The organism is Phenylobacterium sp., from assembly GCF_030697925.1.
In the GTDB taxonomy this organism is placed as follows: Bacteria; Pseudomonadota; Alphaproteobacteria; order Caulobacterales; family Caulobacteraceae; genus Phenylobacterium.
Window position 1 is genome coordinate 1 of record NZ_JAUYOJ010000043.1, and the last position, 19,403, is coordinate 19,403.

At 69.1% G+C, this 19,403-nt stretch carries 18 protein-coding genes; 13 read left to right on the plus strand and 5 right to left on the minus strand.

The genetic code is table 11. The annotated features are described in order from the left end of the window. From Q8Q88_RS04895 to Q8Q88_RS04905, 3 genes are all read left to right on the plus strand, one after another. Nucleotides 1-307, plus strand: a 307-nt coding sequence (locus tag Q8Q88_RS04895) for an SRPBCC family protein (protein ID WP_305674079.1), incomplete at its 5' end; no start/stop codon positions are given. Nucleotides 308-315: 8 nt separating this feature from the next. Continuing rightward, complete coding sequence (locus Q8Q88_RS04900; protein ID WP_305674080.1) at nucleotides 316-627, plus strand: NIPSNAP family protein; 312 nt, start codon at nucleotides 316-318, stop codon at nucleotides 625-627. After that, on the plus strand, nucleotides 624-1,568 hold the full coding sequence (locus tag Q8Q88_RS04905) for an alpha/beta fold hydrolase (RefSeq protein ID WP_305674081.1): 945 nt from the start codon (nucleotides 624-626) through the stop codon (nucleotides 1,566-1,568). Before Q8Q88_RS04900 ends, Q8Q88_RS04905 begins: the two co-directional genes overlap by 4 nt. Here Q8Q88_RS04905 and cofH read toward each other — a convergent pair. From cofH to cofE, 4 genes are read right to left on the minus strand one after another with little or no spacing between them, the layout of a single operon-like run. Next, on the minus strand, nucleotides 1,565-3,913 hold the full coding sequence (gene cofH / locus Q8Q88_RS04910; protein ID WP_305674082.1) for a 5-amino-6-(D-ribitylamino)uracil--L-tyrosine 4-hydroxyphenyl transferase CofH: 2,349 nt from the start codon (nucleotides 3,911-3,913) through the stop codon (nucleotides 1,565-1,567). The two genes, Q8Q88_RS04905 and cofH, sit on opposite strands and share 4 nt — an antisense overlap. Beyond that, on the minus strand, nucleotides 3,910-4,557 hold the full coding sequence (cofC, locus tag Q8Q88_RS04915) for a 2-phospho-L-lactate guanylyltransferase (RefSeq protein ID WP_305674083.1): 648 nt from the start codon (nucleotides 4,555-4,557) through the stop codon (nucleotides 3,910-3,912). The genes cofH and cofC overlap by 4 nt, the downstream gene beginning before the upstream one ends. Further along, nucleotides 4,557-5,525: a 2-phospho-L-lactate transferase gene (gene cofD, locus Q8Q88_RS04920; RefSeq protein WP_305674084.1), complete on the minus strand. Its 969-nt coding sequence runs from the start codon at nucleotides 5,523-5,525 to the stop codon at nucleotides 4,557-4,559. Before cofD ends, cofC begins: the two co-directional genes overlap by 1 nt. A gap of 13 nt (nucleotides 5,526-5,538) precedes the next feature. Then, a complete protein-coding gene (gene cofE / locus Q8Q88_RS04925; RefSeq protein ID WP_305674085.1) occupies nucleotides 5,539-6,978 on the minus strand; it encodes a coenzyme F420-0:L-glutamate ligase in 1,440 nt (479 codons plus the stop codon). 186 nt (nucleotides 6,979-7,164) lie between these two features. On the opposite strand from cofE, the gene Q8Q88_RS04930 reads away from it, so the two are divergent. The 10 genes from Q8Q88_RS04930 (at nucleotide 7,165) to Q8Q88_RS04975 (ending at nucleotide 19,185) form a co-directional block, all read left to right on the plus strand. Beyond that, nucleotides 7,165-7,575, plus strand: a complete 411-nt coding sequence (locus Q8Q88_RS04930; RefSeq protein ID WP_305674086.1) for a Zn-ribbon domain-containing OB-fold protein — start codon at nucleotides 7,165-7,167, stop codon at nucleotides 7,573-7,575. 40 nt (nucleotides 7,576-7,615) lie between these two features. Further along, nucleotides 7,616-8,758, plus strand: coding sequence for a thiolase family protein (locus tag Q8Q88_RS04935; protein WP_305674087.1), 1,143 nt, complete (start codon nucleotides 7,616-7,618; stop codon nucleotides 8,756-8,758). Nucleotides 8,759-8,881: 123 nt separating this feature from the next. Continuing rightward, on the plus strand, nucleotides 8,882-10,090 hold the full coding sequence (locus tag Q8Q88_RS04940; protein WP_305674088.1) for an acyl-CoA dehydrogenase family protein: 1,209 nt from the start codon (nucleotides 8,882-8,884) through the stop codon (nucleotides 10,088-10,090). A 147-nt stretch (nucleotides 10,091-10,237) separates the two neighbouring features. Further along, nucleotides 10,238-11,410, plus strand: coding sequence for an amidohydrolase family protein (locus Q8Q88_RS04945; RefSeq protein ID WP_305674089.1), 1,173 nt, complete (start codon nucleotides 10,238-10,240; stop codon nucleotides 11,408-11,410). A gap of 75 nt (nucleotides 11,411-11,485) precedes the next feature. Further along, nucleotides 11,486-12,229 carry an SDR family NAD(P)-dependent oxidoreductase gene (locus Q8Q88_RS04950; RefSeq protein ID WP_305674090.1) on the plus strand — a complete coding sequence of 248 codons (744 nt, stop codon included), beginning with the start codon at nucleotides 11,486-11,488 and terminating at the stop codon, nucleotides 12,227-12,229. Beyond that, entirely contained in the window at nucleotides 12,229-13,314 is a 1,086-nt protein-coding gene (locus Q8Q88_RS04955) for a phosphotransferase family protein (protein ID WP_305674091.1), read from the plus strand. Before Q8Q88_RS04950 ends, Q8Q88_RS04955 begins: the two co-directional genes overlap by 1 nt. Then, nucleotides 13,311-14,333, plus strand: a complete 1,023-nt coding sequence (locus tag Q8Q88_RS04960) for an NADP-dependent oxidoreductase (RefSeq protein WP_305674092.1) — start codon at nucleotides 13,311-13,313, stop codon at nucleotides 14,331-14,333. The genes Q8Q88_RS04955 and Q8Q88_RS04960 overlap by 4 nt, the downstream gene beginning before the upstream one ends. Nucleotides 14,334-14,340: 7 nt before the next feature. After that, nucleotides 14,341-15,168, plus strand: a complete 828-nt coding sequence (locus Q8Q88_RS04965) for an SDR family NAD(P)-dependent oxidoreductase (protein ID WP_305674093.1) — start codon at nucleotides 14,341-14,343, stop codon at nucleotides 15,166-15,168. Between the two features lie 314 nt (nucleotides 15,169-15,482). Further along, nucleotides 15,483-17,759, plus strand: coding sequence for a TonB-dependent receptor (locus Q8Q88_RS04970; RefSeq protein ID WP_305674094.1), 2,277 nt, complete (start codon nucleotides 15,483-15,485; stop codon nucleotides 17,757-17,759). An 88-nt stretch (nucleotides 17,760-17,847) separates the two neighbouring features. Then, nucleotides 17,848-19,185 (plus strand): MFS transporter, encoded by a 1,338-nt coding sequence (locus Q8Q88_RS04975; protein WP_305674095.1) that lies wholly within the window; start codon nucleotides 17,848-17,850, stop codon nucleotides 19,183-19,185. 12 nt (nucleotides 19,186-19,197) lie between these two features. Here the strand turns inward: Q8Q88_RS04975 and Q8Q88_RS04980 are convergent. Next, the coding region (locus Q8Q88_RS04980) for a transposase (RefSeq protein ID WP_305674096.1) at nucleotides 19,198-19,403 on the minus strand (206 nt) is incomplete at its 5' end.

A 19,403-nucleotide genomic window follows, 5' to 3' on the forward strand; every position in this document is an offset into this window, starting at 1 on the left:
GGGCGGTGGCCGCATGATCGGCATGTACCGCCTCTATCCCGGCGACGAGCCCGGGCGATGCTTCACCATCATGTCTACCTATCGCGTCGCCGACGCACCGGCCGAGACGCCAGACTCCGCCTTCGAGGCGGCCCACGACTATATCGAACAGGTCGTGCGCACCGAGGACTACAGCGTCTCCAAGGAGGGCCAGCGCAACCTCCAGCACGCGCCCGAGGGCTTCGAGATGGTCTATGGCCGCAACGAGATCGCCTTGCAGAACGTCCACCGCAACATCGCGGCCATGATCGGCATGCCGCTGGATTGAGAGGGCCCATGTCCGTCTATCTGCACGTGACGCTGGAGATTCACGCCGCCGGTCTGGGCGACTTCCTGGAGGGCATGGAAAAGACCGCCGTGCCCTTCCTCGAGGGCGAAGGCTGGCGGCTGGCCGGCGCCTTCGTCCAGCGCACCGGGCGTCTGGGTAATGTCATCGACCTATGGGAGCTGGACGACTTCCAGCACTACGACCGCGCCCTGCAGGCCTTCATGGCCGATGACAGTTTCCCCGCCTTCCGGGACCTGCTGGCGCGGACGGTGATCAGCGAGACCGTGGTCTTCGCCGACCAGGCCTCTTACATGCGTTGAGCGCCGCCGGTGTGAAGGTCGAATCCAGAACCGAGAGCGTTTCGATCGCGACGGGAGCGATCACGCTGTCAGCGCTGCAGTCTAGAGCCGCCCGCTCTCCTCCGCGCGGGCTTATCCTGGCCCTTCACGGCGGTGGCTATTCGTCGGCCTACTGGGATTGTCCGATTGGGGATGGGCTGTCGCTTCTCGAGCTGGGCGCCAGCCTCGGCTATTCCGTGCTTGCGCCCGACCGGCCAGGCTACGGCGCGTCTCATGGCCACGACGCCTCAAGCCTCGGTTTGGCGTCCCAGGCCGAGATCCTGTTCGACGTCATCGACACCTGGTGTGCGACCAACGAGTTCGATGGACCGGTCTTCGTCATCGGCCACTCGATCGGCGCCATCCTGGCCTTGCGCATGGCGGCGCATCCACGCGGCGCGCGCCTTGGCGCGGTGGACGTGCTGGGCGCGCCGCTGCGGTTTCCGGCCAGCGCGGAAGGCGCGGAGGTGAGCGCCCTGCCGGTGTTCGGCGACTATGTCCCGGCGGGCGCCGCGGCCGGTCACAACCACTTGGTCTTCGGGCCGCCGACGACCCACGACGAAGATATCTACAGCTTCGATCTCGCGTGCCGGCGTCCCATGCCGGTCGCCGAATACCGGGACGCCCTGGCCATGCCCGCGAGCTGGGACAAGATGCTGCCCTCCATTCGCATTCCGGTGCGATTCACGCTCGCAGAGTTCGAGGTCATGCAGGTGACGGGTTGGGCTGCGTTGAACGAGGCGCGCGACATGCTGAGCAGCAGCGTCGACGTTGAGGTGCATCTTCAGAAGTATACCGGACACAATGCGAGCCTGCATCGAATCGGCCGGGCCTATCACCTGCGGGCGATCGCCTTCTTCGAACAACGCCTCGCGGTGGGAGGCGATCTCTCCTGGTCGTCCTCGCGGGCCGAGCGCCCCTAGGCCGGCGCGAGCTCGGGCGCGGCGCTCGATCGAGGCGTCGGCGTTCCGTAGAGCGTCGTGCGCTGGCGGGCCGGACGGCCCATCCGGGCGAGCACCGCCTCGATGTCGCCGCGCTCCAGCCCCTGGCCGTGGGCGGCGCCGGCCGCGCGGCTGATGGACTCGTTCATCAGCACCCCACCCAGGTCGTTGACGCCGGCGTCGAGCAGGGCGGCGGCCCCCTCGAGACCGAGCTTCACCCACGAGGCCTGGACGTTGGAGATCTCGCCGTGGAGCGCGATGCGTCCGACGGCGTGCATCAGCACGCTCTCGCGCCAGGTCGGGCCCTTGCGGGCCAGGCCGCGCAGATAGACCGGCGACTGCATATGCACGAAGGGCAGGGGGACGAACTCGGTGATCCCCCCGGTGCGCGCCTGTAGCCGGCGCAGGGCGAGCAGGTGGCGGGTCCAGTGGATCGGCCGGTCCACATGGCCGAACATGATGGTCGAGGTGGTCGGCAGGCCCGCGCCGTGGGCGGCGGCGATGATCTCCAGCCACTGGGCGGTGTCGACCTTGTCGGGGCAGAGGATGGCCCGGACCTCGTCGTCGAGGATCTCGGCGGCGGTGCCGGGCAGGGACGCCAGGCCCTCGTCCTTCAGCATACGGAGGAAGTCATCGACGGACCGGCCCAGAGACGCCGCCCCATGGGCGATCTCCAGCGGCGAAAAGGCGTGGATGTGCATGTCCGGGCAGGCGGCCTTCACCGCGCGGCAGATCGAGAGATAGGTCTCGCCGGTATAGCTGGGATGGATGCCGCCCTGCAGGCAGACCTCGGTGGCGCCGGCTTCCCAGGCTTCGAGGGCCCGGGCGCCGACCTCCTCGTGGCTCAGCACATAGGGCCGATCGCGGGTCCCGGCCTTGGTGGAGGTCTTGGAGAAGGCGCAGAAGCTGCAGCTGAAGGTGCAGATGTTGGTGTAGTTGATGTTGCGGTTGATGGCGTAGGTGACGGTCTCGCCGCACGCCTGGCGGCGCAGCCCGTCGGCCGCCGCCACGATGTCGGCCGCCGCCGCGCCGCGGGCGGAGAAGAGCTCGGTGATGTCCGCGGCGTCCGGCTCCCGCCCAGCCTCGACCTTGGCCAGGCAACGCTCCAGGGCCCGATGCCGCACGATCGCCGGCGCGGGCCCCATGCCCAAGGGATCGCCAGCCTGCCCCGGGGCAGGCGCGGCGACGCCGGGACTCCAGGCTCCTTCGCGCCCCAAGCCGTCGGCGTCCGACAGGGCTGTGACGCGCTTGCGCACCGCCGGGTCGAGCCAGCGCTCGGGATCGGCGACGAAGCGCGGATGGGCGGTCAGGCGCTCGGCCAGCACGTGTCCCTTGCCCGCGCACTGGGCGGCCAGGCCTTCGATCTCCGGCCACGGGGCTTCAGGGTTCACATGGTCGATGGTGACCGGTGAGATCCCGCCCCAATCGTCCAGGCCGGCGTCGATCAGGGCCTCGATGCGCCCTGGGTTGAGGTTCGGCGGCGACTGGATGCTGAGGCCGCCGCCGAACACCAGCCGCGCCGCGGCGATGGTCCAGAGTAGTTCTTGCTCCGACGGCTCAGGCGCGGCGGCCATCCGGGTCCCGGGCTTGGCCCGGAAGTTCTGGATGATGATTTCCTGCAGGTGGCCGTGGCGTTCGTGCAGGTCGCGCAGGGCCAGCAGGGCGTCGAGCCGCTCGTCGCGGGTCTCGCCGATGCCGATCAGCAGGCCGCTGGTGAAGGGGATCTGCGCCTCGCCCGCCGCGGCGATGGTCGCCAGCCGGACGGCCGGGGCCTTGTCCGGCGAGCCGTGATGCGGTCCGCCCCGCTCGCAGAGCCGGTCCGAGGCGCTCTCCAGCATCAGGCCCATGGAGACCGAAACCGGTCGAAGCCGGGCATAGTCCTGGGGCGACAGCACGCCGGCGTTGATGTGCGGCAGCAGGCCCGTCTCCTTCAGCACCCGGCCGGCCACCTGCTCGAGATAGTCGACCGTGGTGGCGAAGCCCAGTTCGGCCAGGGCCTCGCGGGCCTTGGCGTAGCGCAGCTCGGGCTTGTCCCCGAGCGTGAACAGGGCCTCTTTGCAGCCGGCCGTCGCGCCCGCGCGGGCGATGTCGAGCACGTCGTCCGGCGTCAGATAGGGCTTGGCCAGGCCGCGCGGCGCCTTGGCGAAGGTGCAGTAGTGGCAGACGTCGCGGCAGAGCTGGGTGAGCGGGATGAACACCTTGCGCGAATAGGTCAGGGTCGAACCAAAGGCGCCGTCGCGGGCCGCTCGCGCGGCGGCGAACACCTCCGATGGCGGCGCGGTGGTCAGGAAGCCCCGAAGCGCGGCGTCGGCGAGAACGGCCGTCATGAACTGATCCTGGGTTGGAGACGCCCGCGCAGGAAGGCGGCGGTCTTGGTGGCCGGGCCCTGGTCCAGGACACCCTGCAGGTCTTCGGGCCTGTCGACGTCGCGGCTGAGCGAGCTCGTGGCGAGGATGGCCACCGGCAGGCCGCGTTTTCCCACGGCGGCCGAGTGGCGCTTGAAGCTGTCGGCGCCGAAGGCCGGCGGCAGGACCGCGCCGGCGCGCAGGCCGAGCAGGCCGGTGCCGCGATCCAGGGCCGGCGCCATCACCACGGCATGGGTGCGCAGCAGCAGGGCGGCGGCGGTCAGTTCGTCGGGCTGGAGCAGCGGCAGGTCGCCGGGCATCAGCAGCATGGCGTCATAGGGCGCGCATTCGGAGACCTCGGCGATCGCCTGGCGGAAGGCGGCGTTCACGCCCTCTGGTTCGCCCTGTGTGATGGCCCTTGCGCCGCAACGTTGGGCCAGGTCGGCGAGCTCGGGGGTCGGGGTCACCACCCAGGTCTGGGAGACCTCGGGGCAGCGGGCGATGGCGTCCAGCATGTCCTCGAGCATGGCGGCGGTCAGGCCCGCCCGGTCGGGACCGCTGAGCGCCTCGGCGCAGCGGGACTTGGCGTCCGGTCCGCCGCGCACCGCGATCACCGCCTGGGCCATCAGCCGACCCTCGCGGCCATGGGCGCGCGCAGCGACGCGGCGAAGGCCAGGGTGTCGCGGGCGAGCGCGGTGCGGTCGTCGTCCGTGCGCATGACCGTGGCGGTGACATGGGCGGCGATCCCCCGCCGCTCGACCTCGCCGGCCTCGCCGGCGTCGGCGTCGTCGAGGATCAGGCCGTCGGCCAGGCCGGCATAGTGGGCCGCCACCGCCGCGACGCCGGGCGTCAGGCCAAGCTCGGTCATCAGCTTGGCGGTCGGCCCCTTGATCGCCTGGCCGCCGACGATGGGCGAGACGGCGACGCAGGGCGCGGCGGCCCTCCGGATCGCGTCGCGGACGCCGGGGATCGCCAGGATGGGATCGATGCTGAGATAGGGGTTGGACGGGCAGATCAGGATGGCGGCCAGGTCGGGCCGGGCCAGGGCCGCGGCGAAAGCCGCGGACGGCCGGGCTTCGGACGCGCCCTCGAAGCGCACCGCCTGGACGACCGGCGCGCAGCGCTCGCCGACGAAGTAGCGCTGGAAGGCCAGGGGGCCATCGGCGGTGTCCACCCAGGTGCGCACCGGCTGGTCGGACATCGGCACGATGGCGTGGCGCAGGCCGAGTTGGCGGGTCAGGTGGGCGGTGATCGCCGACAGGCTTTCGCCCGCCGCCAGGCGGCGCGTGCGCTCCACATGGGTGGCCAGGTCCTTGTCGCCCAGTTGGAACCAGTCCTCGCCGCCAAGCGCGCGCAGGGCCGACATGAAGGCCCAGGTCTCACCGGCCAGGCCCCAACCCCGCTCCCGATCGGCCAACTCCGACAGGGTGTAGGCCACCGTGTCGATGTCCGGCGAGATCGCCAGGCCCAGGTGCTCGAAATCGTCGCCGGTGTTGACCACCAGGGTCAGGTCGTCCGGCGCCAGGACCCGCGTGAGGCCGAAGGCCAGCTTGGCGCCGCCGACGCCGCCGCAGAGCGCGATCACATGGGCCATGACGGGCGCCTCCTCATCGGAAGAGATCCTGTTCCAGCGGTCGCAGCAGTTCCAGCGCCGTCGCGTCCTCGGCGGCGTCATAGATCGCGCCGCGCACCAGGGCCGCGGGGATGCCCTCCGCCGCCTCGCCGATGACCAGGGAGGCGGCCGCGGCGATCTCGTCGGCGACGGCCACCATGGTGACCTTCAGCTCCCGGCCGAACAGGTCGCTCTCGCCGCGCCGGTCGCGGACCGGCCGCATGCCGGCCACCCCGATGGCGGTTCCAGTCGTGCCGTTGCGCCAGGCCCGCCCGAGGCTGTCGCTCATGATCACCGCCAGCCGGACGCCGAACCGCGCCTGCAGCGCCTGGCGCAGGCGCCCGACGCTAGCGTCGGGGTCCAGCGGCCACAGCAGCACAGTCTCCGGCCCCTCGGGATCGGCGACGTTCGAGGCGTCGATGCCGGCATTGGCCGCCACGTGGCCCAGCCGATGGCGGGTGATGACCAGGTTCTCCCGCACGCGCATGAGTTCGGACGATTCCGCGACGATCAGCTCGGCGAGCCCCTCGGGCTTGCCGGTCTGGCCGGCCAGCGCCCGGCCCTCCGGCGACGGCGTCACGCCGGCCACCAGCCGGGCGCGATCCTCGACCTTGGAGACCGCCTTCTGGGCGACCACGACAACGTCGCCGTCCTCCGGCGCCAAGCCGTTGGCGGTGACGGCCTCGGCGATGGCGTGGGCCAGGTCGTCGCCGGCAGCGAACATCGGCAGGCCGCGGATCGGATGGATGGTGACCCCGGCCGAGCCGCCGGCCTCGGCGTCGGCCTTGGACTTGCCGGTGATCCGGATTCCGGCCTGGACGCGCTTGTAGCGGCGGTTGATCTGGATGAGGACCGAGGTCATCGCCTCGGCCGCCGCCGAATTGGCCAGCGGCCCCACGTGCCAGGCGCGCAGTCCGATCTCGCCCAGCAGGTCGCAGACCGCCGAGGCCGCCTCGGCGTCGTCGGCCGCCACGAGGACGTCGCCATCGACGGCCTGGCCGGCGGCGAGCTTTTCCGCGCCGATATTCTGCAGGGCCGAGACCACGCGCGCCTCGGGTCCGAGCGAGGCCTGGGCCTCCACCGCCGCCGAGCCGGCGGCGGGCAACTGCACGGTTCCGACCTTGGGCGGGCGCAGCGGGACGGTGGCGTCGACCACGATCTTGCCGGCCAGCAGGTCCTTCACCTGGGCCAGGGTCTCGGCGTGGGCGGCGTAGGGGACGGTCAGGACGCAGATCTCGGCCTGGGCGGCGCAGGTCCGCAGGTCGCCGCCGTCGACCCGAACGCCGGGCGCGCCGGCCGCCAGGTCCGCGGCGAAGGCCCGGCCCCTTTCGGCGTCGCGGGACCCGATCCAGATTTCATGACCGGCCCTGGCGAGACGCCCGGCAAGCGCGCCGCCCAGCGCGCCCGCGCCTCCGAGGATTGCGATTCTGGTCACCGAACGCTCCGCCCTGGTCATGGTCGGCTCCGGGGTCTCCGAGCCGCTTCTTATGGGTGGGGGCATTCTATCGAGCGCACCCCGCCACTTGAAAATGACTATAGACTCTCATAATCATTGTGATCAACTATGACGAACAACAAGATGGGTCCGCCGGCCAGCGGCGGGCCGACGGAGGAGAACCAGGTGGGTCAGAGACCTTTGGCCGAAGGGCTCTATCGGGTCGTCGACGGCGCGCCGCGCCTGCTAGGCGGGCGACGCAAGAGCGACGGCAAGTACGCCTTCCCCCTGCCGCAGGGCGGCGACGCCGCCCTCTACGACCCCGTGGAGCTCGCCTCGGAGGGAACCCTCTGGTCCTATACGGTGCAGCGCTTCCGGCCGAAGACCCCCTATGCGGGTCCGGACGGCGCGGCCTTCCGGCCCTACGCCGTGGGCTATGTCGAGCTGCCCGGCCAGATCATCGTCGAGAGCCATATCGCCACGGACGACTTCAACGCGCTGAAGATCGGCCTGCCCGTCCGCCTCACCCTGATCCCGTTCCGGCAGGACCCCGACGGGACGCAGGTGATGATCTACGGCTTCGAGGCCGCGGCATGAGCCGGACCGAAATTCGCATGAACCTGGGAGGCGAGCGGCCATGACCGATGTGCATATCGTGGGAGCCGGCATCCACCCGTTCGGCCGCCACGACGACAAGAGCGGCCTGGACCAGGGCGTGTTCGCGGTCCACGAGGCCCTGGCCGACGCCGGGATCGCCTGGAGCGACATCCAGTTCGCCTTCGGCGGCTCCTCGGCGGCCGGCAACGCCGACGCCGTCCTGCCGCGCCTGGGCCTCACCGGCGTGCAGTTCATCAACGTCGCCAACGGCTGCGCCACCGGCGGGTCGGCCATCCTCTCCGGCTACTGGGCGATCAAGTCCGGCGAATTCGACCTCGGCCTGGTGGTCGGCTTCGACAAGCACCCGCGCGGCGCCTTCAACGCCGATCCCGAGGAATGGGGGCTGCCCGCCTGGTACGGCGAGGCCGGCATGATGCTGACCACCCAGTTCTTCGCCATGAAGATCCAGCGCTATATGGGCCTGCACGGCATTGGCGTGGAGACGCTCGGCCTGATCGCGGAGAAGGCGTTCCAGAACGGGGCCAAGACCCCGCACGCCTGGCGGCGCGAGCCGGTGGGCCTCAACACCATCATGAACAGCGACATGGTCTCCGACCCGCTGACCAAGTTCATGTTCTGCGCCCCGGCCGAGGGCGGCGCGGCCCTGATCCTGGCCTCGGACCGCAAGATGCGCGAGCTGGGCCTGGCCGGGCCGAAGATCCGCAGCGCCGCGGTGCGCACGCGGGTGAACGGATCGTTCGAGGTGTTCTCGCCGTCGCTTGAGATCGAGCGGGGGCCGTCGCCCACCGAGATCGCCTCGAAGGCCGCCTACGAGTTGGCCGGATTGGGGCCTACCGACATCGACGTGATCCAGATCCAGGACACCGAGAGCGGCGCGGAGATCATGCACATGGCGGAGAACGGCTTCTGCGCCCACGGCGAACAGGAGAAGCTGATCCGCGACGGCGCGACCCGCATCGGAGGCGCCATGCCGATCAATACCGACGGCGGCTGCCTGGCCTGCGGCGAGCCGGTGGGCGCCTCGGGCCTGCGCCAGGTCTACGAGAACGTCCAGCAACTGCGCGGCCGGGCCGATGGCCGCGGCGTGGAGGGCGCCCGCATCGGCTACAGCCAGGTCTATGGCGCGCCCGGCCTTTCCGCCGTGGCCATCCTGGAGGCCTGACCATCCGGCCACGTCGCGGCCGACACCCATTGGGCGCGGGATAATCCTCCCCATCACACGCCCGTACTGCCGCCCGGCCGAGGCAATCCTCGGTCGGGCGGACCTCTTGTTCTGGAGACCCCCATGGAACATGCGTTGTCCCCCGAGGACCTGGCCTTCCGCGAGGAGGTCCGCGCATTCCTGGCCGAGAAGCTGACCCCCGAGCTGCGGGCCGCCAACGCCCGCCAGGCCGGGGTGTTCGCCGAGGGCGAGCTGAACCGCGCCTGGCACGCCATCCTCTATGAAAAGGGCTGGATCGCCCCGAGCTGGCCGGTGGAGCACGGCGGTCCGGGCTGGAGCCCGATGCAGCGGCACATCTTCGCCGACGAATGCGCCAAGGCCGACGCCCCGGTGATCCCCGCCATGGGCCTGCAGATGTGCGGGCCGGTGCTGATGGCCTACGGCACGGCCGAGCAGAAGGCCTTTTTCCTGCCCCGCATGCTGTCGGGCGAGCACTACTGGTGCCAGGGCTATTCCGAGCCGCAGTCCGGTTCCGACCTGGCCTCGCTGCAGTGCAAGGCGGTCCGTGACGGCGACCACTATGTGGTGGACGGAACCAAGCTGTGGACCACCCACGCCCACTTCGCCAATTGGATCTTCCTGCTGGTCCGGACCTCCACGGAGGGCAAACCCCAGGCCGGGATCACCTTCCTGCTCACCCCGATGGACGCGCCCGGGATCACGGTGCAGCCGATCGTCAGCATCTCGGGCGAGCACGAGGTCAACCAGGTGTTCTTCGACGGTCTCCGCATCCCGGTGGCCAACCGGGTCGGCGAGGAGAACCAAGGCTGGACCGTGGCCAAAGCCCTGCTGGAGTTCGAGCGCGGCGGCGGGGTGATGGGCAGCCGGCTGGTCAAGATGGTCGACCAGGCCCGCCGCATCGCCCAGACCGAGCAGGCGGGCGAGTTGAGCTTCTGGGCCTCGAGCCCCGATTTCCGCCGCCGGCTGCTGGAGCTGGAGATGGAGGTCGGAGGCCTCGACCACACCGAACGCAACGTGGCCGCCCAGCTCTCGGCGGGACGCAATATCGGCGACGCCACCGCCTCGGTGCTGAAGCTGACCGTGAGCCATCTGCTGCAGCGGGCGACGGAGCTGACCCTCGAGGCCCTGGGGCATTACGCGGCGCCCGACCAGCGCGGGGCGCTCGGTTATGGCGCCAACAGCCCGCCCATCGGACCGGACTACGCCGTCACGCCCACCGCCAAGTACCTGAACAGCCGGGCCGCGACGATCTACGGCGGCTCGCAGGAGGTGCAGCACAACATCCTGGCGCGGGTGGTGCTGGGACTTTGACGAAAAGGTCCGTCAAAAGAGATTGCTATAGATGATGATCATAGTCATAATTATCAGAACAACATCGCCCTGAGGGACATGGCGGCCGCGCCCAGGCCGATCGCCACGCCTAACAGGGCGCAGCCGGCCCGACGGAGGAAGCCCTCAGTGAACGCAATCGTCAAAGAATTCAAAGTCATCGACTCGGACACCCACGTGATCGAGCCCTACGACCTGTGGACCACGCGGATCTCCGCCAAGTACGGCGACAAGGTCCCCCAGGTGCACTGGGACGCGAACATGAACGAGGACGCCTGGTATTTTAACGGCGAGCGCACCGGCGCGGCCGCCGGCGCGGCCATGGCCGGCTGGCACGAATATCCGCCCAAGCGGCCCCAGAAGCTCGAGATGGTCGACCCGTCGCTCTACCAGAACACGGCGCGCCTGAAGAAGATGGACGAGTACGGGATCTATGCGCAGATCCTCTATCCGAATGTCGCGGGCTTCGGCGCCGGGCGCTTCCTCGGCCTGGGCGACCAGGAGCTGATGCTGCTCTGCGTGCAGGCCTACAACGACTGGCTGACCGAATGGTCCAGCGCCGACCCCAAGCGGCTGATCGCCCAGTGCGCGCTGCCGTTCTGGGACCTGGACGCCACCGTCAAGGAAATGACCCGCTGCGCCCGCCTGGGCCACAAGGGCGTGATCTTCTGCGCCGAGCCGGAGACCTTCGGCCTGCCTAAGCTCACCGACCCGCACTGGGACCGGTTGTGGGCCGCGGCCCAGGAACTCGGCCTGCCGATCAACTTCCACGTCGGCGCCGGGGACATGTGGTATTTCGACATGATGCACCCGTCGGTGAAGCCGCATGCGGCCTTCGCCTCGATGGGCGCGCTGTTCTCGTTGGACCTGGCCCAGACCATCGCGCAGCTGACTTGCGGCGGCGTTTGCCATCGCTTCCCCAACCTCAACTTCGTGGTCGTCGAGAGCGGCGTGGGCTGGATCCCGTATCAGTTGGCCAGCCTCGACTACCAGTGGCTGAACTGCGGGGCGCACAAGGAAAACCCTGAGTACAAGCTGCTGCCGAGCGAGTTCTTCAAGCGGCAGATCTATGGCTCGTTCTGGTTCGAGAAGAAGACCCTGAAGCCGACCATCGACATCATCGGCGCGAACAACATCCTTTACGAGACCGACTTCCCGCATCCCACCAGCATGAGCCCGGGGCCTGCCACCTCGGCCACCTATCCGGCGCTCTACATGGAAGAAGCTTTCGAGGGCGTCGCGCGGGCCGATGTGGAGAAGATCGTCCACGGCAACGCCGCGCGGATCTACCACCTCGACTAGGGCCACCGTGGCCGGGCGCGAGCCCGGCCGCCATCGGACGCGGGGCCAACCCGCGCGTAGAGGGAGAGCGTCGGGATGAGCGACGAATTCGACATGTCCGGCAAGGTCGTGCTGGTGACCGGCGGCAGCCGGGGCCTGGGCTATGAGATGGCCAAGGCCTTCGCCCGCCACGGCGCCGATGTGATCATCACCAGCCGCAAGGCCGAGGCCTGCCGCGAGGTGGCCGCCGAGATCGAGGCCATGGGCCGCCGCGCCCTGGCCTATCCCTGCCACGTCGGCCACTGGGACGAACTGCCCGGCCTGGTCGAGGCCGCCTACGACGCCTTCGGGCGGGTCGACGTGCTGGTGAACAACGCCGGCATCGCGCCGACCGCCCCCAGCTCCATCCAGCTCACCGAGGATCTGTTCGACAAGACCGTCGGGGTGAACTTCAAGGGCCCTTTCCGGCTCTCGGCCCTGGTGGCTGAGCGGATGGTGGAGGCCGGCGGCGGCGTGATCATCAATGTCAGTAGCATGGCCGCCGCGCGGCCCAGCTCCGTCTATCCGGTCTATTCGGGCGCCAAGGCGGCGCTCAACATCATGACCCAATGCCACGCCCTGGAGTTCGGGCCGAAGGTGCGGGTCAACGCCATCCAGTGCGGGCCCTTCTGGACCGATATCGCCAAGAGCTGGCGCGAGGAGGCCGACAAGAACTCCACCGGCGCCCTGCGCCGCATCGGCCGACCAGAGGAGATCGCCACCACCGCGCTCTACCTGGCCAGCGATCGCTCCAGCTTCACCACCGGCGCGGTGCTCCAACTGGACGGCGGGACCTTCTGATGTCCGCCGCCCCGACACGGAAATACCTCGGCGAGACCGTCGAGGTGAAGGCCGCCCACCGGATCGACGAGGCGCGCCTGGTCCAGTTCCTGGGCGACACGGTGGCCGACTTCGAGGGCCCGCTCAGCCTGCGCCAGTTCGAGGGCGGCCAGTCCAATCCCACCTATCTGCTGACCACGCCCAAACGGAAATACGTCCTGCGCCGCAAGCCGCCGGGCGTGCTGCTCAAGTCCGCCCACGCGGTCGACCGGGAGTTCCGGGTGATGCGGGCGCTCTGGGAGACGGGCTTCCCGGTCCCCGAGCCCCTGGTCCTCTGCGAGGACGACAGCGTGCTGGGCACGGCCTTCTACGTCATGCGCCACGTGGAGGGCCGGGTGTTCCTCGACAACGCCATGCCCGACCTCGGCCACGAGGATCGGGCGGCGGTGTTCGATTCCGTCAACGCCACCCTGGCGCGGCTGCACAGCGTCGATCATGTGGCGCTCGGCCTCGAGGACTTCGGCCGCGGCGGCAACTATTTCAGCCGCCAGATCGGCCGCTGGTCGCAGCAATACGAGGCCTCGCGCACCGAGGACCTGGCGGCCATGGACCGGCTGATCGCCTGGCTGCCCGGCGCCGTGCCCCAGGACGACGAGACCCGCCTGATCCATGGCGACTACTCGTTCCACAATGTGCTGATCCACCCCACCGAGCCCAAGGTCGTGGCCGTGCTGGACTGGGAGCTCTCGACCACCGGACACCCTCTGGGCGACCTGATGTATCACACCATGGAATGGTATCGGCCGCCGCACTGCGACGCGCGCGGGACGCTGCTGGGTGCGGACTTGAAGGCCCTGGGGGTTCCCGACCTGGCCGCCTACGTGGCGCGCTACTGCGAGCGGACGGGCCGCGCTCCGGTCGAGAACCTGGGCTTCCACAAGGCCTACAATCTGTTCCGGGTGGCGGCCATCATCCAGGGCATCGTCGCTCGGGCGCTGGGCGGCAACGCCGCGGCCTCGGTCGACGCCGCCGAACAATCCGCCCGAGTCCGCGTCCTGGCCGACGCCGCCTGGGGCTACGCGCAAGAGGCTGGAGCCGTCGCATGACAACACAACGTCAATGGGTCGTCGCCGGCCGGCCCGTGGGCCGGGCGCTGCAAGCGACCGACTTCCGGCTCGATGAGGCCCCCGTGACCCAGCCCGGTCCCGGCGAGGTGCTGGTCGAGACCCACTATCTCAGCTTCGACCCGGCCCAGAAGAGCTGGATGGAGAACGCCGCCAGCTACATGGAGCCCGTGGAGATCGGCGGGGTCATGCCCGGGTCCGGCGGCGGGCGGGTGATCGCCTCGAACAGTCCCGACTTCGCGGTGGGCGACCTGGTGACCGGCCATCTGGGCTGGCGCGAGCGCGCGACGGTGGCGGCCTCGAACCTCGGCAAGGTTCCGGACGGCGTCTCGATCACCGCCGCCCTCAGCGTGCTGGGGACCACCGGCAAGACCGCCTATCTGGGCCTGGTCAATGTCGGCAAGCCCAAGCCCGGCGACACCCTGGTGATCTCCGGCGCGGCGGGGGCGACCGGCTCGGTGGTGGGCCAGATCGGCAAGCTCAGCGGCTGCCGGGTGATCGGCATCGCCGGCGGGCCGGAGAAGTGCGCCTGGCTGACCGACGAGCTCGGGTTCGACGCGGCCATCGACTACAAGGCCGAGAAGGTCCGTTCGCGGCTGCGCGAACTGGCCCCGCACGGCATCGACGTGTTCTGGGACAATGTCGGCGGCGAGATCCTCAACGACGCCCTGGGCCGCTTGGCGGTCGGGGCGCGGGTGGTGATCTGCGGCGGCATCTCCCGCTACAATTTCGACGCCCGCGATCCCAGCCAGATGCCGCCCGGCCCGCGCAACTATTTCAACGTAGTGTTCACCGGAGCGACCATCCAGGGCTTCCTGATGCCGCACTACGAGGCCCAGTACCCCACCGCCGAGGCCCGGCTGCAGGACTGGGTCCAGTCCGGCGCGATCCGTTACAAGGAAGACATGCAGGCGGGGTTCGAGAACGCGCCCCAGGCCCTGATGCGCCTGTTCGACGGCGGCAATTTCGGCAAGCAGCTGCTCAAGGTCGGCGGGGCCTGAACCCGTGATGTCGGATCCCGACAGTCGGCGGGGCGTCCTACGCGGCCGGCGCGCCATCATCACCGGAGCGGCCCGCGGCATCGGCCTGGCCTGCGCCCGGCGCTTCGCGGCCGAGGGCGCGGCGGTCCTCATCGTCGACCTCGACGCGGAGGCCGGCGAGGCCGTTGTGGCGGAGATGGACTGGGAGAACCTGCGGGCGGTCTTCCATCCGGCCGATCTGTCCCACCCCGAGGCGATCCCCGGGATCGTGGAGGCCGCGGTGCGTGGCCTGGGCGGGGTCGACATCCTGGTCAACAACGCCGGCATCGCGCCGACGGCCGACTTCTTTGAGCTGGGTCAGGCGCAGTTCGACCGGGTCATGGCCATCAACCTTCGGGCTCCTTTCCTGCTCACCCAGGCCGTCGCGCGACGGATGCGCGAGCAGGGGACGCCGGGCGCGGTGGTCAATCTCTCATCGATCAACGCGGTGCTGAACGGCCCCACCTCGCTCAGCTATTGCGTCTCCAAGGGTGGTCTGAACCAACTCACCCGTAGCTGCGCCATCGCGCTGGCGCCCTACGGAATTCGCGTCAACGCCGTCGGTCCCGGCACCATCGCCACCGAACTGGCGGCCCAGGCTGGCCTCACCGGCGAGGGCGTGGCTCCGGTCCTGGAGCGGACGCCCATGGGCCGGCTGGGCGAGGCCGCCGAGATCGCGGCGGTCGCGGTCTTCCTCGCCAGCGACGACGCCTCCTTCGTGAGCGGCCAGACCGTCTATGCCGATGGCGGTCGCCTCGGACTCAACTACAGCCTGCCGCGCGCGGATCAAGGCGACGGCGAGAAATATGGCGTATAATCAATGAGATGATCCGGCGCTCGACGCCGTCTGAACAACTTCATCAGGGTCGCGTCGCGGGCTTCGAGGGCGCGATGCAACCGCAAGATCGTCGCGCTTGACATTCCGTAGATCATCATCATGATCATCCTCGAATAAAACAAAAAACAACGTTCTTTAGGGAAAGCGCTTTCACCGGATTTGGTCTCGGTATCGGACCTCGCATGCCCTCGGGCCGGCGAGTTGCGGTCTGACGCCAGCGCCGGCGAGCAAGCCCGGAAACGCCGTGATCGTCCCGCACAGACGGAGAGATCGCGCAAAGGGGAGAGGCGAACATGGCTCAGGTGAATTCGAACATTTCCAGGCTCAAGGATCGCGTGGCGATCGCGGCCCTGATCGCCGGAGCAGGCCTGATGGTCGCGCCCACCGGGGCGGCGGCCGACGCTCCGCCGGCGGTGACCGAGGTCCAGGAGGTCATCATCACCGCCACCCGCCGGGAAGAAGCCTTGAGCAAGGTCCCGGTGGCGGTCACGGCGATCAGCGGCGAGCAGGCCAAGGACGCCCACATCGGCAACTTCTCAGACCTGCCGTCCCTGGTTCCGGGCGCGACCTTCATCAGCACCAAGGGCCAGAGCACGGCCAATGTGCAGATCCGCGGCCAGAGCACCACCAATGACGCGCCCGCTCTGGAGCTGCCGGTCGCCATCTTCATGGACGACATCTACTACGGCACCCTGGCGTCCTTCGACGCGGACTTCTTCGATATCTCGCAGATCGCCGTGCTGCGCGGGCCCCAGGGCACCACCTTCGGCCGCAACGTGGTCGGCGGCGCCCTGCAGATCACCAGCAACAAGCCGACCCTGGGCGAGCTCTATGGCGAGACCAACATCACGCTGGAGAGCTACAACCGCCACAAGTCGACGGGCTTCGAGAGCCAGGGCTTCATCAACCTGCCCATCAACGACAAGATGGCCGGCCGCTTCGCCTACAGCGTCAAGAACGTCGAGGGGTACATGTACAATGTGCTCACCGGGAACAATCTGAGCGACCAGAAGAGCTACTCCATCCGACCGTCGTTCCGTTGGGAGCCGACCGAGGACGTCACGGTCAACGCCTTCCTGCAGTACAATCACGAGAACATGTACGCGTCCGGCTACCAATTCTTCGGCCAGGGCGGGGTGGTGGCGACCCACAAGGCGATCTCTGACGATCCCTGGGACACCTTCCACAATATCGACGGCACGAACCGCCGCGACATCTACGCCACCCAGGTGCGGGTCGACTGGGCCCAGCCCTATGGAACCTGGACGGCGCTGACCAGCTACCGGACCCTGGACGCCTTCTATCGCGACGACGGCGACTCCGGCCCCCTGCTGCGGAACACCAACAGCATCAACGCCAGCAAGGAGTTCCAGTTCAGCGAGGAGATCCGGCTGACCTCGCCCAGCGGCGAGCGCCTGGAATACGTGGCCGGGCTCTATTACAGCTTCGAAAACCTGCGAAAGCAGATCAGCTTTGGGTTCAATGGCACGACGCCGGGGTCCTTCCTGGGCGTCCTGACCGGCGGGACCCTGCAGAACGAGACCGTCACCGGCGACGCCCATGTGGAGTCCGTGGCGCCGTTCGCCGAGGGCAAGTTCCACTTCAACGACCAATTCGCGCTCACCGTCGGCGCTCGCTACACGATCGAGCACAAGAACGGCTACACCCGCCACGCCAACGGCTCGGTGTTCTACGGCGCGCCCTTCGACGTGAAGTTCAGCAAGACCTGGAAGTCGTTCACGCCGCGCGCGATCCTGGAATACACCCCGGCCGAGGGCCTGCTGTTCTACGGCGGCGTCTCGACGGGCTTCAAGGGCGGCGGCTGGTCGCTGACCAGCACCAGTCCCGCCGCGGCGGTCAAGCCGCTGAACCCGGAAAAGAGCACCAGCTACGAGGCCGGCGCCAAGGTCCAGCTGTTCGACCGGCGGCTGTCGATCAACACCGCCGTCTACCAGGCCGACACCAAGAACCTGCAGGTGCGTTCGCTGGTCGGGCCGGTGCTGACCGACACCAACGCCGGCAAGCAGCGGGTGAGGGGGATCGAGATCGAGGCGGTGGCGACGCCGGCCTCCGGCCTGCAGATCGGCGCGAACTACGCCTACACCGACGCCAAGTATAAGGAATTCAAAGGCTGCGCCGCCGGCGGCGTGGACTGCAGCGGCAATACCGTGCCCTTCGTGCCCAAGCAGGACCTCAAGGTCTTCGCCGACTACCGGTGGGACCTCGGGGACTCCGGAAGCCTGAAGGCCCACGTGGACGCACAGTGGGCGAGCACCACCGAGGTCAGCCCGTTGAACTACGCCAGGGGCGCCCAGCCGCTGGCCAAGCAGTTCACCGACAAGACCGGGATCATCAACGCCTCGCTGACCTACCAGCCGCAGGATGCGCCGTGGAAGGTCCAGGTCTGGGGCAAGAACCTGACCAACGAGTGGTACATGGCCGCGCCTTCGAACTACTATTTCTACTTCGTCACGGCCGCCGAGTTCGCGGCCCTGCAGCGGGAGGTGGATCGCGGCGTGATCAATCCGCCGCGCCAGGTTGGCGCGACGCTCACCTACAAGTTCCAGTAGTCGCGGAGGGGCGGGCCGCGACTTCCGCGGTCCGCTCGCTCCCCGCCCAACCTCGCCGTCGCGGCGGCAAGGTCAGTCAGGCCCGATCATGAACAAGCCCTCGGCCACAGATTTCTCGATCCGCTACAGCTGGTTCGCCCTGGCCATCCTCTTCGTCGTGGCCCTGTTCAACTATCTGGACCGCACGATCCTCTCGATCATGCAGGTGGCGTTGAAAGAGGAGCTGGGACTCACCGACACCCAGCTCGGCACCCTGACGGGCCTCGCCTTCGCGGTCTTCTACAGCACGCTGGCCCTGCCCATCGCTCGCCTGGCCGACCGCGTGTCGCGCAAGAAGGTGCTGGCCACGGCGCTGACGGTCTGGACCTTGATGACCGCGGCGAGCAGCATGGCCGGAGGCTATTTCAGCCTGCTGGCCTGCCGGATCGGGGTGGCGGTGGGCGAGGCCGGCTGCGTGCCGACCACCATGTCGCTGATCTCCGACTATTTCCCGCGGCACAAGCGGGCCCTGGCCATGGCGGTCTGGGGCCTGGCCCTGCCGCTAGGCGGCATGCTGGGCTTCGCGGTCGGCGGCCAGCTCACCGCCGCGGTCGGCTGGCGGCACACCTTCCTGATCGTGGGCCTCAGCGGCCTGGTCATGACCCCGGTGGTGCTGCTGTTCATGCGCGAGCCGCGGCGCGGCCGATTCGACGGAGCCCCGGAGCCGGGCGTGACGATCAAGCAACGCTCGGTCGGGCAGTCCGTCGCCTATCTGTGGAAGATCCGTTCGTTCCGCTACCTGGTTATCGGCGAGGCGCTCCAGGCCTGGGCCCAGAGCGGCATGATGGTCTGGAACGCGCCGTTCTACAGCCGCGTGCACCAGATGCCGCTGGCCGAGATCGCCACCTGGCTGGCCCTGATCACCGGCTTCGGAGGAGCGGCGGGCACCTTCCTGGGCGGCGCGCTCGCCGAGCGCATGGCGAAGGGCGACGTACGCTGGTACATGCGCATCCCGGCCATCGCCGCCTTCCTCACCATCCCCTTCGCGCTGGCCCAATACTTCGTGGCCGACGTCAACCTGTCCCTGGCCCTGGCGATCGTCCCGGCGGTGATGGTCAATGTCTACATGGCTCCCGGAAACGCGGTCTCGCAGTCCCTGGTCCCGGCGGAGATGCGGGCCTTCACCGCGGCGGTCTTCGTGCTGGTGGTCAATATCGTCGGCCTGGGCCTCGGCCCGACCGTGGTGGGCGTGATCAGCGACCTGCTGATCGCCGAGTTCGGCGACGCCTCCCTGCGCTACGCCCTGCCGACCGTGGTCATCCCGGCCCTGGCCGCGGCGATCCTGTTCCACCGATCGAGCGTCCACCTGCCGCGGGAGCTGCCGCCCCTGCATCGGGCCGCGACGGCGGCGGGCGGCCTCAAGGTCGCCGACGCGACGGCGGGCTAGAGCATGACCGTTTTAGCATGGAGCGTAGCCTGAGTTGACGAGGTAGTTGGCGCACTCGGTTGGGGTGAAGTGGTCGGGGAGTTGGCCGATGCGGCGCCAGGTGGCCTCGACGGTGCGTTCGGCGGCCTTGCGCAGCAGGGTCTTCAGCTTGGCGAAGACCTGCTCGATGGGGTTCAGGTCGGGGCTGTAGGGCGGCAGGAAGAGCAGGTGGGCGCCGG

What these genes read in the sequence shown, in the direction of transcription:
- Q8Q88_RS04900 (WP_305674080.1), top strand. Translation starts at nt 316, where the DNA reads ATGTCCGTCTATCTGCACGTGACGCTGGAGATTCACGCCGCCGGTCTG.
- cofH (WP_305674082.1), bottom strand. Translation starts at nt 3,913, where the DNA reads ATGACGGCCGTTCTCGCCGACGCCGCGCTTCGGGGCTTCCTGACCACC.
- cofC (WP_305674083.1), bottom strand. Translation starts at nt 4,557, where the DNA reads ATGGCCCAGGCGGTGATCGCGGTGCGCGGCGGACCGGACGCCAAGTCC.
- cofD (WP_305674084.1), bottom strand. Translation starts at nt 5,525, where the DNA reads ATGGCCCATGTGATCGCGCTCTGCGGCGGCGTCGGCGGCGCCAAGCTG.
- Q8Q88_RS04935 (WP_305674087.1), top strand. Translation starts at nt 7,616, where the DNA reads ATGACCGATGTGCATATCGTGGGAGCCGGCATCCACCCGTTCGGCCGC.
- Q8Q88_RS04940 (WP_305674088.1), top strand. Translation starts at nt 8,882, where the DNA reads ATGGAACATGCGTTGTCCCCCGAGGACCTGGCCTTCCGCGAGGAGGTC.
- Q8Q88_RS04950 (WP_305674090.1), top strand. Translation starts at nt 11,486, where the DNA reads ATGAGCGACGAATTCGACATGTCCGGCAAGGTCGTGCTGGTGACCGGC.
- Q8Q88_RS04955 (WP_305674091.1), top strand. Translation starts at nt 12,229, where the DNA reads ATGTCCGCCGCCCCGACACGGAAATACCTCGGCGAGACCGTCGAGGTG.
- Q8Q88_RS04960 (WP_305674092.1), top strand. Translation starts at nt 13,311, where the DNA reads ATGACAACACAACGTCAATGGGTCGTCGCCGGCCGGCCCGTGGGCCGG.
- Q8Q88_RS04965 (WP_305674093.1), top strand. Translation starts at nt 14,341, where the DNA reads ATGTCGGATCCCGACAGTCGGCGGGGCGTCCTACGCGGCCGGCGCGCC.
- Q8Q88_RS04970 (WP_305674094.1), top strand. Translation starts at nt 15,483, where the DNA reads ATGGCTCAGGTGAATTCGAACATTTCCAGGCTCAAGGATCGCGTGGCG.
- Q8Q88_RS04975 (WP_305674095.1), top strand. Translation starts at nt 17,848, where the DNA reads ATGAACAAGCCCTCGGCCACAGATTTCTCGATCCGCTACAGCTGGTTC.